This is a genomic window from Halovenus aranensis (assembly GCF_900100385.1).
GTDB classification, from domain to species: domain Archaea; phylum Halobacteriota; class Halobacteria; order Halobacteriales; family Haloarculaceae; genus Halovenus; species Halovenus aranensis.
The window spans coordinates 42,720-57,638 of the sequence record NZ_FNFC01000013.1; the positions used below are offsets into that span (position 1 = coordinate 42,720).

11 protein-coding genes are annotated in these 14,919 nt (G+C 62.1%); 4 read left to right on the forward strand and 7 right to left on the reverse strand.

Annotation, left to right across the window (positions count from 1 at the left end):
* Positions 1-3: 3 nt before the first annotated feature.
* Together BLR34_RS13075 and BLR34_RS13080 are read right to left on the reverse strand one after the other, a co-directional pair.
* On the reverse strand, positions 4-1,245 hold the full coding sequence (locus tag BLR34_RS13075; RefSeq protein ID WP_092703763.1) for a LolA-like protein: 1,242 nt from the start codon (positions 1,243-1,245) through the stop codon (positions 4-6).
* Between the two features lie 82 nt (positions 1,246-1,327).
* On the reverse strand, positions 1,328-3,232 hold the full coding sequence (locus BLR34_RS13080; RefSeq protein WP_092703765.1) for a rhomboid family intramembrane serine protease: 1,905 nt from the start codon (positions 3,230-3,232) through the stop codon (positions 1,328-1,330).
* A gap of 176 nt (positions 3,233-3,408) precedes the next feature.
* Here BLR34_RS13080 and BLR34_RS13085 point away from each other — a divergent pair, with 176 nt between their 5' ends.
* The 3 genes from BLR34_RS13085 to BLR34_RS13095 all read left to right on the forward strand — a co-directional run bounded on the left by BLR34_RS13085 (position 3,409) and on the right by BLR34_RS13095 (position 7,200).
* Positions 3,409-4,794, forward strand: coding sequence for a hemolysin family protein (locus BLR34_RS13085; protein WP_092703767.1), 1,386 nt, complete (start codon positions 3,409-3,411; stop codon positions 4,792-4,794).
* 134 nt (positions 4,795-4,928) lie between these two features.
* The gene (locus BLR34_RS13090) at positions 4,929-5,798 is read left to right on the forward strand and encodes a universal stress protein (protein WP_092703769.1); all 870 of its coding nucleotides are present in this window, start codon (positions 4,929-4,931) and stop codon (positions 5,796-5,798) included.
* A gap of 337 nt (positions 5,799-6,135) precedes the next feature.
* On the forward strand, positions 6,136-7,200 hold the full coding sequence (locus BLR34_RS13095) for a hemolysin family protein (protein ID WP_092703771.1): 1,065 nt from the start codon (positions 6,136-6,138) through the stop codon (positions 7,198-7,200).
* 14 nt (positions 7,201-7,214) lie between these two features.
* On the opposite strand, the gene BLR34_RS13100 is transcribed toward BLR34_RS13095, so the two are convergent.
* The 5 genes from BLR34_RS13100 to nreA form a co-directional block, all read right to left on the reverse strand.
* Positions 7,215-8,909, reverse strand: coding sequence for a thiamine pyrophosphate-binding protein (locus BLR34_RS13100; RefSeq protein WP_092703773.1), 1,695 nt, complete (start codon positions 8,907-8,909; stop codon positions 7,215-7,217).
* Positions 8,906-9,226: an EthD domain-containing protein gene (locus BLR34_RS13105; RefSeq protein WP_092703775.1), complete on the reverse strand. Its 321-nt coding sequence runs from the start codon at positions 9,224-9,226 to the stop codon at positions 8,906-8,908. The genes BLR34_RS13100 and BLR34_RS13105 overlap by 4 nt, the downstream gene beginning before the upstream one ends.
* Before the next feature lie 93 nt (positions 9,227-9,319).
* Complete coding sequence (locus tag BLR34_RS13110; protein WP_092703777.1) at positions 9,320-9,526, reverse strand: hypothetical protein; 207 nt, start codon at positions 9,524-9,526, stop codon at positions 9,320-9,322.
* A gap of 94 nt (positions 9,527-9,620) precedes the next feature.
* Positions 9,621-11,099 carry an HPP family protein gene (locus BLR34_RS13115; RefSeq protein WP_092703779.1) on the reverse strand — a complete coding sequence of 493 codons (1,479 nt, stop codon included), beginning with the start codon at positions 11,097-11,099 and terminating at the stop codon, positions 9,621-9,623.
* A 49-nt stretch (positions 11,100-11,148) separates the two neighbouring features.
* Positions 11,149-12,402, reverse strand: coding sequence for a DNA repair protein NreA (gene nreA, locus BLR34_RS13120; RefSeq protein WP_092703781.1), 1,254 nt, complete (start codon positions 12,400-12,402; stop codon positions 11,149-11,151).
* A gap of 232 nt (positions 12,403-12,634) precedes the next feature.
* Between nreA and BLR34_RS13125 the strand changes: the two genes are divergently transcribed.
* Positions 12,635-14,839, forward strand: a complete 2,205-nt coding sequence (locus BLR34_RS13125; protein ID WP_092703896.1) for a 5'-nucleotidase C-terminal domain-containing protein — start codon at positions 12,635-12,637, stop codon at positions 14,837-14,839.
* Positions 14,840-14,919 lie beyond the last annotated feature (80 nt).

Sequence of the window (14,919 nt, forward strand, 5' to 3'; positions counted from 1 at the left end):
CGGTCACCGGGTGCGTTTACGCCCTGCCTCCTTTGGCGCGTGTTGGCACTCGATGGACGTGGCGACATCGATAAGCGTCTTGGCTGCTGGCGGTCCTCGAATCCGGTAGGTGAGCGGGCCACAGTCGCGGACGACTGCTGTCCCCGTGTCCGTGACGACAAGTTCTCCGTCAAACGCTGCCATGCTCTCGCGCCGAATCTCGACGTTGTGATAGAACAGCGACGAGTCGCGTTCAGAAACCTGTACCGACAGCTGTGTCCCACTATTCGCGTCGGTGTAGAGTAACAAGACGGCAGCCGTCTCGTTTTCCGAGGCGACCGTTGCGCGGTCGAACGCGTAGCCGTCCGGAACCGTTAGCTCCGGTAGCTCGAATGGAACGGTCGCACCTGCTGCGCGCGCGCTGCTGAACAGCCTGGTATCTACGGCCGCATGCCTTCCCTGGTCTGTCTGTTTTTCCGGGGCCGATTCGTCGGCACTGCCGGACTCGCTCTCGTTGCTCTCATCAGGTTCCCCGAGTGCGGGGCGGGTGTTTTCGACGGCAGGACCGACAGTCAGTTGCTTGTACTCCCTGGTCGCTGTTGCCAGCACGGTTCCGTCTTCGTCAGTCCACTCGACGGTCTGTTTGATGGGATAATGTGTCTTCGTATCAATCCACCAGGTCTCTCGTGAGAGATACCACTCTCGGTGTGTGGCCTCGTGAAGCGGGACGTGGTACTCGATGTCGCCGGCATCGATGTCGAGTGAGAGTCCCGCAGTGGTCTCTTTGGGCGCTACCAGTTCGACGATATACGCGCTTCGCCCGTCGACCTCGCCCATCCCGACGTAGTTGCTCTGATAGTGAGCCAGTACCTCTTCTGGCGACGCACCAAGCGTCCGGAGTTCGTCGAACCAGAACTGGCTCAATTCGCTGTTTCGAACCCGCTCACCACCGTTGCCGGACTGGCCTGTAGACGAACCCTCGACGACGACCTGCTCGTCGGTCCCGTTTTGTTGATCGAGAACTTCGATGTATCCCTTCCGCGTGGCGGTCCGATGGACCGCGACGGTTTGTGTCACTGTCCCGCCGGGATTGGTTATGGTCTGCTCGTGAATGGCCCTGACAGGGTCTTCTTCGAGCGACTCGACTGCCTTCTCGACCAGTTCGGAGGCGTCCGGCTCTGCGTCGCTCGGTCCGACTCCGGCGGGGAGGACGAAGAGAAGACTAAACGCCACTCCAACCGCGACGAGACGGAACCGATCGACCATCCTCAAGACGAGTTACAGAATAACAAACATAAAATGTTTGGGTGTGTTTCTCGCTCAGAAGTGCCGAAAAATGGACACAGCGTTACTCTTTCTGTGCAATTGCGACACGCGAGTCATCAGTTAACGCAAAGAGTACCGTCGTCCCATCACGGGACGCGGTAGTGCTGAACGTCAGTGAGTCGACAGTGACTGCATCCCCCGGCGGTGGAACCTGTGCTGACCCGACCTCTGTGCCGTTACGCGTTACCGTGAGGCTGAACCCGTTCTCGGTTGGAACAAGCACGATTCGGTTGCCAGCGAGAGTTACTGACGCACGTGAGGGGGCAGACGTGAACGACCGTTCGCGCGTCGTGTCGGTTTCGAGGTCGACAACGTATACCGAGTCGTTGCCGACGACGTTCCAGCCGGTCCGCTCGGCCCGGACGGTCTCGCGCCACCCGACGCCGCCGACCGGTATCGTCGCCGTCCCGTCGTGTTCGAGCACCTCGTCGCTGACAGTCACACTCCAGACGTATCGCCGTTCGCTCACGACGACGAGCCCGCTGTCTGTCGTCTCCGTCCGCCCGCTGGTGGCGTCTTCGGCGTAGCTCACGTGGTAGTCACCGACCGTGACCGCACCCTCTGGCACGGCATCACTCTCCATCCCGAGTGAGTTCCCCGCGACACTCGGCAACGCGATGACCACCGTAACGAGGACCAGCGCGGCAAACAACAGTCGGCGCGATGTTACCGGCACACCGACACCGTCGGGCGCAATCAATACTGCCCCGGGGAGGGCAAGCGCCGGCACGACTGCGGCGACCGACAGCACGGTCATCGTGTCCGTCCCGAAAAGCGCGACCACGCCGGCAGCGACCCCGACACTCCCGAGCAGCCAGAGAACGGCGACCCCACGAACAGCGGTCGCGACGCGGTCGGTCGCAGCGTTGTTCTCGCTCGTGGCGACGTAGGTGATGAGCATCGCCAACACGAGGACGAAGACGATACCGATGCCCTGGTATCGGGTGAAGGTCCCGCCGTCTGCCGTCGATAGCTCCCACAACCCCTGGACTGTCGCCACCAGCACGGTCGCGCCGAACAGGCGTGCCGGGTCCGGCAGGCTGTCGCGGTGCCACAACAGACAGAGCGCGAGTGCGACACCGATGAGGAAGCCAAGCAGGTGTGCCTGGACGTTGACACCTGCCCACGCGGGCGGTTGCGGCGGCCCACCCTCCGCGGTTGCCCGGAGAACAGGCGTCAAAAACGTGTTTAACAGCGTGCTCACCAAACTCGCGCCAAGCAGCGCGACGGCCGTAAGCACCGGATACCGCAGGAGGACGAACCCAAGAAAGGCAAACACTGTCCCAGAGAACCCGAGCGACCAACCCAGCGCGTACAGTGAGGTGAGTAAGCTGACCGCGAGGACGACTCCAGGGAAGACGACCAGCGCGCGCACGACCGGTCGGTCGCGGAGACGAGAGCCGTCTTCGGTGTCGGTTTCCTCTGGGGCTGGCGTGTCGGGGTCGCCGCTCGGAATCCCTGTGGTGGGGCTCGTATCGAACTCGGCCGGTTCTGGAGAGTCGGGCACACGGCTGTCGCCGGAGCCGACGGGGGACCGTGTCGCCGTTCGCTCGTAGGGGTAATGTCCCCAGATAAACTCCGCGAGTGGCGCGAGCACCACCGTAGTGAGCATGTTTCCGAGCAGATGTGAGGGCGACGCGTGGGCGAACGCGGAGGTAATCATCCCCGTTACGTAGGGGTACGCCCAGTTTCGGAAGGCGACGACGACGGGCTCGTTCCAGTGTCGAAGGCCGCTCTGTGCGAACAGATAGAACGCGAAGACGCCGACGATGACGACCAGACTCCCCCAGGGGACCCCATAGAGGAACCGGTCGGTGAGCACGCGCCGAACCCGCTGTCTGCCCGCGAGTGAGACGCCAAACAGAACCGCCACGACCGCAGTGACAGCGACACCAACCCGTGTCAGTGTCGCGACATCGACTACCATATCTGCCCATGAGAACCCGTGGATAGTGAAAGGTTGGGTCCGATTCGGAGGGGGTAGACGAGTCACGACCTGTGGTGCCGACACCTGCCACCACAGTCAGCGACGGAGACAGTGACACAAACCGGTCGTCCTCGGTTACCGGGGGTTACTTCTCTGTTCACATGGTAGGCGGTAATATGTGGATATCCCTGCTCACAGCACTACCCGGGGGCCGTCTCTTGCAGTACAGTGTGCCAGTCACTGGTGTCGAACTGGGCCAGACGGCGGTCACCGGTATCGGTATCGGCTTGATTCTGCTCCTCCTCGTCGGGTCGGGCTTTTTCTCCTCGTCCGAGATAGCGCTGTTCTCTCTGCCCAACCACCAGATTGACGCGATGGTCGAGCAAGGCTTGCGCGGCGCACAAGCGGTCAAGTCACTCAAAGAGAAACCTCACCGTCTGCTCGTGACAATTCTCGTGGGAAACAATATCGTCAATATCACGATGTCTTCGATCTCGACGACTATCGTCGGCTTTTATTTCGATGCAGGCACGGCAGTTATCGTCTCGTCACTCGGCATCACGTCGATGGTGCTGGTATTCGGCGAGAGCGCACCCAAGTCGTATGCCGTTGAAAACACCGAACTCCACGCTCGGCGTGTCGCCATAGGGCTCACAGTTGTCGAAAAGGTGCTCTGGCCACTCATAACGGTATTCTACTATCTGACGAATCTTGTGAACCGTCTCACCGGCGGGAGTCCGTCTATCGAGTCGACGTACGTCACGCGGGACGAGATTCGGAACATGATTCAGACCGGCGAGCGCGAGGGTGTTCTCGACGAGGAAGAACGCCAGCGCCTCCAGCGTGCCCTGCGATTCACCGACGCCAGCGCTAAGGAGGTAATGACCCCTCGCCTCGACATGGCAGCTATCTCCACGGAGGCGACCGTTGAGGAGGCCATCAAGGAGTGTATCAAATCAGGACATGCCCGCCTGCCCGCGTATGAGGGCTCACTCGACAACGTAATCGGTGTCTTCGACATCCGTGATTTGGAATACTCCAACTACGACGTATTCACCGACCGCAAGGTCGAAGACGAGGTCAGTCAGACACTCCACGTTCCCGAGTCCAAGGACGTCGACAAGCTCTTCTCGGAGATGCGTGAGAATCGGATGCACATGGTCATCGTTGTCGACGAGTTTGGTGCTACCGAGGGCCTCATTACGATGGAGGACATGACAGAGGAAATCGTCGGCGAGATACTAGCAGGTGACGAAGAGAGTCCGATCAAGTTCGTCGACGACGACACTGTCCTTGTAAACGGCGAGGTCAACATCGAGGAAATCAACGAGGCGCTCGATATCGTACTGCCAGAAGGCGAGGAATTCGAGAGTATCGCAGGCTTCGTGTTCAATCTCGCGGGCCGCCTGGTCGAGCAAGACGAAGAGTTCGACTACGAGAACGTCACGCTTCGAGCCGAACAGGTAGAGAACACCCGTATCCAGAAAGTCCAGGTGGCAGTCGACCGCGACACCGCCGAGTCAGTCGACGAAGAACCGCCAGGTGAGAGCGACTCCGACTGACCAGCGGTGTCTCGCCGGTACTGTCACGTGAACATAACCGATAGTAACCTCACCCTGAGACAGTCGGCACCTCGTACCACCGAGAAACGGCACAAACCATTAGGGTATCAGATGACGAACGACCAGTTAGACAAATGTACGAGAACGTCCTGCTCCCGTACGACGGTAGCGATGGTGCAGCCGAGGTACTCCATCACGCCAGCGAGATTGCCCACTGGGCCGACGCGACGATCACCGTCCTCTATGTTGCCGACACTGCACGTGACAGTGTCACAGTCGTCGAAGGCCAGACTGTCGACGTCCTCGAACGACAAGGCAAAGACATTCTCGAGGAGGCCGCAAAAACGCTTGATACCCTCGGGAACACGTACAAGACAGACGTAGTCCAGGGTAATCCAGCCCCGACCATCGTCGACTACGCCGAACGATACGACCAAGACATCGTCGTGATGCCAACTCACGGCCGTGACGGGGTTTCACGCTACCTCCTCGGAAGTGTCTCCGAGAAGGTCGTCCGTCTCTCGTCGGTTCCTGTACTCACAGTCCGCATGCAACCCGACGAACAACTAACATTCCCTTACGAGAACGTCCTCGTTCCGACCGACGGGAGTACCGCAGCGACACACGCCGCGGAGTCTCTGGTCGAACTCGCGGCGGCGCTGGATGCGACTGTGCACGTCCTGTCTGTCGTGGACGATACTGTCGGTGAAGCGGATGTCCGTTCGACGGCTTCCGAGACAGAGAGCGAACAAGTCACGACCGACGCCGTCGAAGCTGTCGTCTCAACGGCCAACGCCTGCGGAGTGGCGAATACTGTCCGTCATATCGAGTACGGCTCGCCCGTCGAGGAGATACTCGAGAGCGTCGAATCACACGAGATAGACGCTGTCGGGATGGGGACGACGGGAAAACGCGGGACTGACCGTATCCTTCTCGGAAGTGTGGCAGAAAAAACCGTCCGCTCCGCACCAGTGCCTGTGATGACTATCGCGGACTCAAACTGAGATTCGACGGCTCCCTGGCCATATCGAACGCATCTCGTGACCTGGCGGTCCGAATGGCCCGGGAAGATTGCTACGTAGTCGCTACGATATAGCCGGCTGCACCTCCGAGCACAATAACCAGCACTGCGAGGACCAGTAGTATCACGGGGAGCAGACTGGCCTCAGGGGCCGACTCGTCGCTGCTTGACTTTTCTGCCATGGTCTGAAATTGGCTCCGTGACACTAAAAATTGGGCCGTTCTCAGCCTGGGACCCACCGCCATTTTACCACTGTGAGACGCTTCCAGCACGCGCCGTTTCACATACTAATTTATGTCTCCTGTCAGTACCGTCGGATAATGGGCCCTCTGGAAATCGGCTTACGGATATTCGGCGGTATCGTTCTCATCGGTGTTAACGCCTTCTTCGTCGCCATCGAGTTCGGGCTGACCCGCGCCCGACAGTACCCAAAATCGGAGTTCGACACGCCCGGACTCGAACTGGCCTGGGAGATGACCAACGACCTGGAGTTCTACCTGACGACCTGTCAGGTCTGGATTTCCGCCACGAGTATCGCGCTCGGTATCATCGCCGAGCCGGGGCTGGCGGCGCTGTTCGAGCCGCTGTTCGAAAACAGCGCACTCGCTTCAGTCGGCGCTGGCTCGCTGCTTGGCTTCCTGCTCATTAATCTCGTCCACCTGACACACGGTGAGCAGACGCCGACCTACCTTGGCGTCGAGCGTTCGAAACAGGTCTGTCGGTACGGTTCGCGGCCGCTGTACTGGTTCGCGAAGGTTCTCGCCCCGGCAATCTGGGTCGGTGACTCGGTCGCAAAGGGAACACTTGGCCTGTTCGGCATCGAGATGACCCAGTCTTGGACCGAGACCGGCGAAGACGTCATCGAGACACGGGCCGACCTCCGGAACCGGATCGGCTCGGCCCTCGAAGAGGGCGGCCTCCCCGAGGAGCGCCGCGAGGAAGTGATGAACGCCCTGACCGTCGGCGAACAGTCGGTCCGTGAGGTGATGGTCCCCCCAGAGGAGGTCGTCGCGCTGTCGACCGAAGACGGCGCGGCCAACTTCGAGAAGATGGAAGAACACCCACACACGCGGTACCCCCTCATCGGTGACGAACTGAATGACTTCCGTGGCATCGTCTACACGCCAGTGTTGTTCAGGCGACGAGACGAACTCTCGAACGGCTCGCTCGACTTCGCGGAACTCGCGGCACCGACGATGACGCTCTCGCCGGACACGGACGTAAGCGACGCCATCGACCAGTTCCAGGCAGAGCGCCAGGAACTCGCGCTGGTCATCGAAGACGGCGAGGTGGTCGGCATGGTGACCGTCACCGACCTGCTCGAAACGATTATGGGCGATATCGCGGACCCTCTCGACGAGGAGACCCGCGACATGCTACACTGAGAACGCGGTCGCCGCTACTCGTGGAGGCCGCCGACGGATTCGTAGAACGAGGAGGTGAGCGTGTCGGCCATCTCCTCGTCGCGGTCGATACGGACCTCGATGACGTGAGGCTCGTCGGCTGCTTTTCCGGTTTCGAGCGCGTCGGCGAAGGCGTCGGCCTCCTCGACGCGCGTGCCGACGGCACCGAAGGCCTCGGCGATTTTCACGAAGTCGGTGTCGTGGAACTCGACGCCGGCAATCGTGTGCTCGCCTTGCATCTGGCGGACCATCCCGAGGCTGGTGTCGTTCAGGACGACAAACGTCGGCGCGACGCCGTGTTCGACGGCCGTCTCGACACTGTTCATCGTCATGGCGAAGCCGCCGTCACCGGCGACCGAGATGACGTCGTTGTCGGTCGTCAGCGCCGCAGAGACCCCCGCGGGCACCGACCAGCCCATGCCGCCGACGCCGCCGCTGCCGAAGTAGGTCCGGACTGCGGGCGTCTGGAGGTAATAGAGCAGCCAGAAGCGGTTGTTGCCCGAGTCGGCCGTGACGATTGTGTCCTCGTCGACGACGGCTTCGATTTCCTTGATTGCGCGCTGTGGCTTGACCGGCGAGGCATCCGAGTCACACTCGGGGGCGTGGAACCACTCGCGTGCCTCGCTGGCGCGGTCGAGCGCCCAGTCGTTCTGACCCCCGCCTGCCTCGGCCAGCGCCTGGAGGCTTTCTTTGGCGTCGCCAATCAGGCCCACGTCGGCCGGATAGACCCAGCCAGCGTTGCGCGTGTCGATGTCTGCGTGGATGATTGTCTGCTCGTCGGGCCGGATGAACTCGGGAGCCTGCCAGTTGGTGTCCATCGGGTTCATCCGACAGCCCACCACGAGCAGTGTGTCGGCCTCGCTGACGACCTGATTGGCTCCTTCGTGGGCGAACGACCCCATGACACCGACTGCTCGGTCGTCGGTCTCGGGATAGGTCGATTTCCCCAGGTAAGACGTGGTGACGGCACAGTCGTATGCCTCGGCGACTGCGGCGAGTTCGTCGTAAGCCTGTGCGGCGTGAACGCCGTTGCCCGCGATGATGACCGGGCGCTCGGCCGCCTCCAGCGCCTCGACGGCCGACTCGGTGTCGGATGCGGTCGGGGCGGAGTCCCACGTCTTGGTCTGTTCGGTACTCTCCCAGGTCGGCGGAATCGGGTCCTCGGGCATCTCCTCGGTAATTGCGTCGCCGTCGAGGATTATCGCCGTCGGGCCGGGCCGACCCGCGACAGCGTGTTTGAACGCGAGCTGTGTCGACCGGAGCGTCTCCGTCGGCGTTCGGGGGAACCACCACTCCTTGGCGACGCCGTCGAGGATGCTGGGGAGGCTAAAGCCGCCGTAGTCACCGCGGGCCTGCTGGTAGGGCGCGAGCGTCGAGTACTCGCCACGCTCGGATGCCTCGGTGAGGACGACCATCGGCGACGAGGAGAGTCTGGCCTCCATCTGTCCCATCATGCCCAGGCTCCCAATCCACGGCCCCTGTCCGGTCAATACGCCGGGGTTCCCGGTCAGGCGGCCGTGCATCTCGGCCATCACGCTCGCCTCTCGCTCGTCACGGGGACGGATGACATCGACATCGGATTCGGGGAGATACTCCAGCAGTTCGATGACGCGACCGCCAGGGTAGCCGAAGACGTACTCGGTGTCCAGTTCTTCGAGTGTCGTGACCAGTGCGGCTGCTGTCGAGGTCATTGCTCGTCGACGTGGACGTTCTCTTCGACAATCATCCGCGGCCCGACACCGACGTCGATGAACTCCTCAGCGTCGGCTTGTACCTCCTGACCGATTTCGGAGTCGAAGGCTGCCCCGAGTGCAGCCATATCCTCGAACCCGAGTTCGAGCACGCCGTCGTACTCGGCCTTCTCGGGGTCGGTCGGGACCGACGTGCTGTAATACTGCAGCCCGGGTAGTTGCTTCGCGAGCTCACCGTGTTCGCCCTGCCAGCGCTCGACGAACTCCTCGTGACTCATCCCGTCTTTCCGGTGGAGAAAGTCGACTATCTTGACCATACGAGTTGGTTGTCACGCGCGGGCGACTTTGCTGTTCTGGTCCGTCTCTTGGTGCCGTGTCACATGCAATGCAGAGATTTCTGCCGGCACCCCTCAGGCGAACACACGGTTGTAGAGAACGCCCAGGACTACGGTGAACACGAGCGCCAGCACGGCGACGACCACGACTTGGGCGGCCAGCGTATCGGCGACGGTAACGGCAATGAGCGCAGCACCGCCCGCCGCGAACACTCGACTCACGACACGCGCGCCGCGCGAGTCGATTCGTGTCGACTGAAGAAACGACGCGTCAGAAGACATTACACACGCCCTCGTTCCATGATAGCGAAACGTTCGGGCGGTCGATTGTTAACGGTTTCCTCCCCGGCCGCCGACGGGACCGTACCGGACGCACTCAGTGTCGGTCGACGACGCCGACATCGGTGTCGAGGCCGTCGTCGATGCGCTCGAAAGTCGGCGGGGAGAGGAGCCGAGAGGCAACACTCCGGTCCTGGCTCGCGCCAATCAGGACGAGGTCGTACTCGTGTGCATGGCGGTCGAGGAACGTTTCGACACTGGACTGTGAGACACGCGTCTCGATGGTGCCATCGAACGGCTCGACGATATCGGCGAGCATCTCCTCTGCCTGCCGGCGCTCTCGTTTGCCCGAGACACAGGCACCGACGCTGACCTCGCCGGTATCGCCTGTCAGACGCGTGGCGAAATCGACCATGTTGTGTGCGACTCCACCCGCCTCTCTGACGGGAACGAGCACCCGTCGCCAGCGCGTGCGCCCACCCTCTGACTGGTGTAGGAGTACGTCTACGTCTCCCTGAAAGAGTTCACGGGTAAACTGTGTCACACTCCCGAAGTCCGAGGCGGCAGGCGACACCACCAGGTCGCAGTTCGCTTGCGATGCGGTCTGTAGCACTGTCGACCCCAGGGTCGACCCCGACGCTGCGACGACCACCTGACAGGGGACATCGACCTGCGTTTCGATTCGCGTCGCCTGTCGTTCGAGGGTCGCGACCGACTCGCTGACGGCCTCGCGCGGCCCCATCTCGCCGTCTGGTCCCTCCGCTGTCGGTTCCCCCTCCAGCACCGGACCGGTCTTGACGAGTTTCGTGCTGCCGTGGTCTTCCAGGAGTGACCGCTCGGCACGAGCCATCCACTCTTGGTCAACGACGTCGAGCAAAACGACCTTGCCAGCGCGGTGGGCCGCCGCGAGACGGGCGGCGAGCATCGCGGTCGCGCCGGGGTTCGGCCCGCGCATCGGTACGAGCACGCGGTCGTCACCGCTGGTCGTCTCATACAGATAGTGGGCGCGTTGTTCGTAGAGATACCGCCGCCATCCTTCGAATCCAACCGCGACGATTGCGCTGCTGAGGGCGGCGCTGAACACGAAAAACAGGGGATGTGCCACCCGCGTGTGGACGAACAGCGTCACGAGGGCCATCGCGAACGCCGAAGGCTGCTCGACCCCGAACAGCCACGTCGCGAGACCGGTGATAAAAATCGTCAGTGCCGCGGCGGTCGCGTTCACCTCGTTGGCCGGTGTCGTGTACAACAGCCGACTCGTCACCTCGACAGCGACCCAGCCACAGGTGGCACCCACTGTGAGGCCGCCGACAAACCGTAGCGGCGACGCGTACCGTCCCTCGGGGTTGGCAAAGAGCGTGTACGCTCCCGACGCAAGCGGCGGATACACCAGAAAGGAGAGCGGCCCCACTCTGTTCGAGAGCGCCGTCACGAGCGCCACGAGCAGCGGAACGACGAACAGAATCGAGAGATGGACAACTGTGTTGGTCCGTTCGAGCCACCGTCGCAGGTCACGCGACTCGCGGTGCTGGGCCTGTCGAACGCGACTGAGAATCGATTGCAAACGCCGCCCCATCACGTTCTTTCAGGTGAGCGAAACGATAAAATCTTCCGGAACCCGCGGCTTAGAAGTCACGTAGCCGAGACTGAATCCCCGCGACCAGCGCTGACTTCCGCCGGAGTGCCCCGAGCGAGACCGGCAGCTGTGGGGCGAGAGTTCCGACGGCGTCGTGGAACGTTTCTGCGGTCGCGGGCTCGCCCTCGAAGGCGTGGCGGATGCCCTCTCGGATTTGCCAGACGCCGACCGGTGCCCAGTAGCCGTCACTGGCGTGTCGAACCACCAGACACGTCGCCTGGCGGTCGATTTCGTCGAGATGTTCGAGCACCGCCAGCCGCGAGGCGTGATACGCGCCGGCGGTCTCCTCGACGTAGCCAGTTCGCCCCTCGTAGCTCTCGTAATCTGCCGCGAGATAGTAGTCACCGTCGGGATTCGGGTTCCAGATACTGCCCGGTGCCTTCAACTCGACCAGCTCGAACTCCCAGTTGCCCGGGGCAAGAATCACCCAGTACTGGTTGCCGATGTACTCGTTGTAATAGACCTGTACTTGGTCGAGACTCGAGGCGTTGCGAAGCGAGCCACGCAGATACTGGCCGACGGTGTCGTCGACTGCAGTGATAGACCACCGCGTCGGGACGAGCCGGCGGTTGTGGCCCTGACCGAGTGCGCCGGCCGAGAGAATCGTGTTGATGTCGTAGACATCGAAGCCGCGCCGGTAGAGGTAGGTTATCGCGCCCTCGGCGGCCCAGTCGTCGTCTTCCAGCGTCTTCTCGACCGGACGCGGGACTGACGGGTTCTCGGCAAGTGTGGCGTCGGTCGCTCGCGCCCGCGGGCCGGTCGGTGTCGAAATATCGTCGAGTGAGAGGTCAACCTCGGGCGCGCTGTCGAGGCCGACCTCGACGTCGACGGGTTGGTCGGCGATGGCGACCTCCCGCTGGACACCGACGAAGCCGTCCCACACGTCCTCGACGTTTACCTGGGCAGACCGCGTGGAGTTGAGTAAGCCCGTTCGGCGCTGGAGCACGTCGTCGATAGCCAGCCCCTGCTGGTACCACTCGCCGCTCGTGGCGTACCGAGTAGCGTCGGCTTCGCGGTCCATCGGCGAGAGCAACCCGGTCGACACGTCGGGGTAGTTCGAACGACCGACGAAAATCTCGGGCGCCGTCGACCCGAACAGCGAGTCCCCCTGCACCACCTGCTCGAACTGCCGTTCCACGTCGTCGAGGTGGTCCGTAATCTCGTAGGACTTCTCGCGGGCGAGACGCCGACGTTCCGCATCCTCGTCACGCTCGAACTCGTCGATGAACTCCTCCAGACGCATCTACGCTGGTGTTGGGTAGTCGACGGTATGAATCTACTGTCGACGCCTGCCGCTGGACGGCGGCCGTACTGAGGACGAGACAGAGCTCCTGTCTACCCCTGCACTGCAGGCAGTCTGGTCGCCCTCGTGGCGCTGGCTACAGTGTGCCATTGAGACATATATTTAGATTGTGTGGGATATGTATAGTAAATCCTCAAGAAATATGTGGCGCCTGGCGCTTGAGACGAACGTAATGTGGACTCTCAGCCGCGTGGTCGAGTCGAACCGAGAAGCGAGAACAGGTCTGTTGCTCGCGGGGGCCGTGTTAGCGGCGCTTTTTCTCACTGTTTCCGGGGCCGTCGCCGCCGACGGGGCACCGGACCAGCGCGCTGTCGCGGACCTGAATGGGTCTGTCGACACTGGCACGAACCTCACGATTATCCAGTACAACGATATCCAGACAGCGATGGCCGACAACGAGTCGATGGCACGACTTGTCGGCGCAATCAACGACCGCAAGGCGGCGCTCGATAACCCGACGCTCGTCGTCGGCGGTGGGGACGAGGTGAGCCCGAGCTCGCTGTCGGCAGTCTCGGAGTGGCGCGTTCCGGTCGACGCGCTGAACGTGTTGAACCCTGCAGCAGAGGTCCTCGGAAACCACGACCTCGACTACGGCTTCGGGGCCGTCGAGAACTTCACCGAGGAGTCTGAGTTCCCGTGGCTCGTCGCAAACATCAGAGCCGAGGACGGCGGCAACGTTCCGGGGACACAGAACTACACGACCGTCGAACGCGGGGGCGTCACAATCGGGATTCTCGGCCTCGTCGACGACGCCATCGACCCAAAGACAGCGGTCGACTTCGAGGAACAGGGGTACGAGGTGACCGACTGGTCACAAGCCGGTAGCGAGGTCGCGACGACGCTCGAAGAGGAGGAAAACGTCGACGTCGTCGTTGCACTCACCCACACTGGCGTCCCCGAGTCGAAAGAGATCGCCAACAACACCGACAACATCGACGTTATCGTCACCGGTGACGACGAGGTACTTTACGGGCCTCAGGTCACCTCTGGAACCGCTATCGTTGAGGCCGGCGGCGAAGCGACACACCTCGGCGAGGTCAACCTCACTGTCGGTGACGACGCGGTCGGCTTTGACGGCGGCAGCCTCTACAACCTTGAGGAAGGGAGTTGGTCGATGAACGAGACGGCAGACGAGGTCGTCCAGGCTGGCCGTACCGAGGACCTCACACAGGTCGCCGGTGAAGCGACTGCCTCCCTCGACTCGACGTTCGGAAACTACGCCGACGACACCGGCTGGGGCCGGGTTATCGGCGACGCGTTCCTCGCTCAGACCGGTGCCGACCTGGCGATGACAAACGCTGGCGGCATCCGTGGGAACTTCATCATCGACGAGGGCGAGGTTACCTACGACGACATCTACACGTCGCTTCCCTTCGGAAACACGCTCGTGACAAAGGCGATGACCGGCCAGCAGATCGTCGACTACCTCTCGCGGACTGCCGCCCCCTTCGACAACGACTTCGGCGTTCAGCCGGAGCTGCAGGTCGGTGGCCTCTCCTACGAAGTCGTCGACCGTCCCGACCCCGAGCGAAAGGTGACTGATGTCTACGTCCAGGGAGACCCTATCGACCTGGGAAAGACCTACGAGGTTGCTGTCAACTCCTACATGGCCGGCGGTCCGATGCTCTCGGAGCTCGAAACGGTCGATGAAAACCTCACGCTGTACGGCACCGCAGTCGTCAACTACGTCGAACAGCAGGGAACGATAACGCCACCTGAGGAGGACCGAATCCGCCGGACAACCCGCTCACTCGGGAAGGCCGATATCTCGCTCGACGGTGACGTGGCGACACTCGAATACGACGTGCCCGACGCCGTCGATTCCATCGAGCGGTCGTCGTTCACCGTGATGAACGAGACTGCGGGACAGCTCGCTGTCCAGTCAGCCGAACTCACCGACAACACGCTCCGTCTGTCGGTCAACCAGGCTGCTCTGGTGGCACTTTCGGAACGCAGTGACACCGTTCAGATGTACGGCACATACAACGACTCCGTGATTGACCCACAGCGCAACGGGTTCGACACGTCGCGGCTGAACGGTGACGCAATGATTTCCGAGGCGACGCTTCTCGAAAACGAACTCGCGGACGCCCGAGCGACACTCGAGGCGCTCGAGGAGGATATCGTCGACAAAAACGACGAAATCGCGGAGCTAGAGTCCCAGCTAAGCGACCTCAAATCCCAACTGAGTGACCGCGACGACGAAATCGCAGACCTCGAAGCACAGCTGGAGGAGAAAGACGAGCGCATCGCAGAACTCGAGAGTGACAGCTCCGAAACCGACGACTCCGATTCGAGCGGTCCCGGATTTACGCCTGCCATTGCGGTCCTCGCAGCCCTTGGCGGGACGCTGCTTGCGATTCGCCGACGACGGTAACGCTCTGGCAGCGCGGGAGCCGTATCCGCGAGGTAGTGCGCTCCCGACCTGGCTGTGGCGTTTGCTAGACCTATACAGTA

What these genes read in the sequence shown, in the direction of transcription:
- BLR34_RS13105 (WP_092703775.1), bottom strand. Translation starts at nt 9,226, where the DNA reads ATGGTCAAGATAGTCGACTTTCTCCACCGGAAAGACGGGATGAGTCAC.
- BLR34_RS13090 (WP_092703769.1), top strand. Translation starts at nt 4,929, where the DNA reads ATGTACGAGAACGTCCTGCTCCCGTACGACGGTAGCGATGGTGCAGCC.
- BLR34_RS13100 (WP_092703773.1), bottom strand. Translation starts at nt 8,909, where the DNA reads ATGACCTCGACAGCAGCCGCACTGGTCACGACACTCGAAGAACTGGAC.
- BLR34_RS13125 (WP_092703896.1), top strand. Translation starts at nt 12,635, where the DNA reads ATGTGGACTCTCAGCCGCGTGGTCGAGTCGAACCGAGAAGCGAGAACA.
- nreA (WP_092703781.1), bottom strand. Translation starts at nt 12,402, where the DNA reads ATGCGTCTGGAGGAGTTCATCGACGAGTTCGAGCGTGACGAGGATGCG.
- BLR34_RS13095 (WP_092703771.1), top strand. Translation starts at nt 6,136, where the DNA reads ATGGGCCCTCTGGAAATCGGCTTACGGATATTCGGCGGTATCGTTCTC.
- BLR34_RS13075 (WP_092703763.1), bottom strand. Translation starts at nt 1,245, where the DNA reads ATGGTCGATCGGTTCCGTCTCGTCGCGGTTGGAGTGGCGTTTAGTCTT.
- BLR34_RS13085 (WP_092703767.1), top strand. Translation starts at nt 3,409, where the DNA reads ATGTGGATATCCCTGCTCACAGCACTACCCGGGGGCCGTCTCTTGCAG.
- BLR34_RS13080 (WP_092703765.1), bottom strand. Translation starts at nt 3,232, where the DNA reads ATGGTAGTCGATGTCGCGACACTGACACGGGTTGGTGTCGCTGTCACT.
- BLR34_RS13110 (WP_092703777.1), bottom strand. Translation starts at nt 9,526, where the DNA reads ATGTCTTCTGACGCGTCGTTTCTTCAGTCGACACGAATCGACTCGCGC.
- BLR34_RS13115 (WP_092703779.1), bottom strand. Translation starts at nt 11,099, where the DNA reads ATGGGGCGGCGTTTGCAATCGATTCTCAGTCGCGTTCGACAGGCCCAG.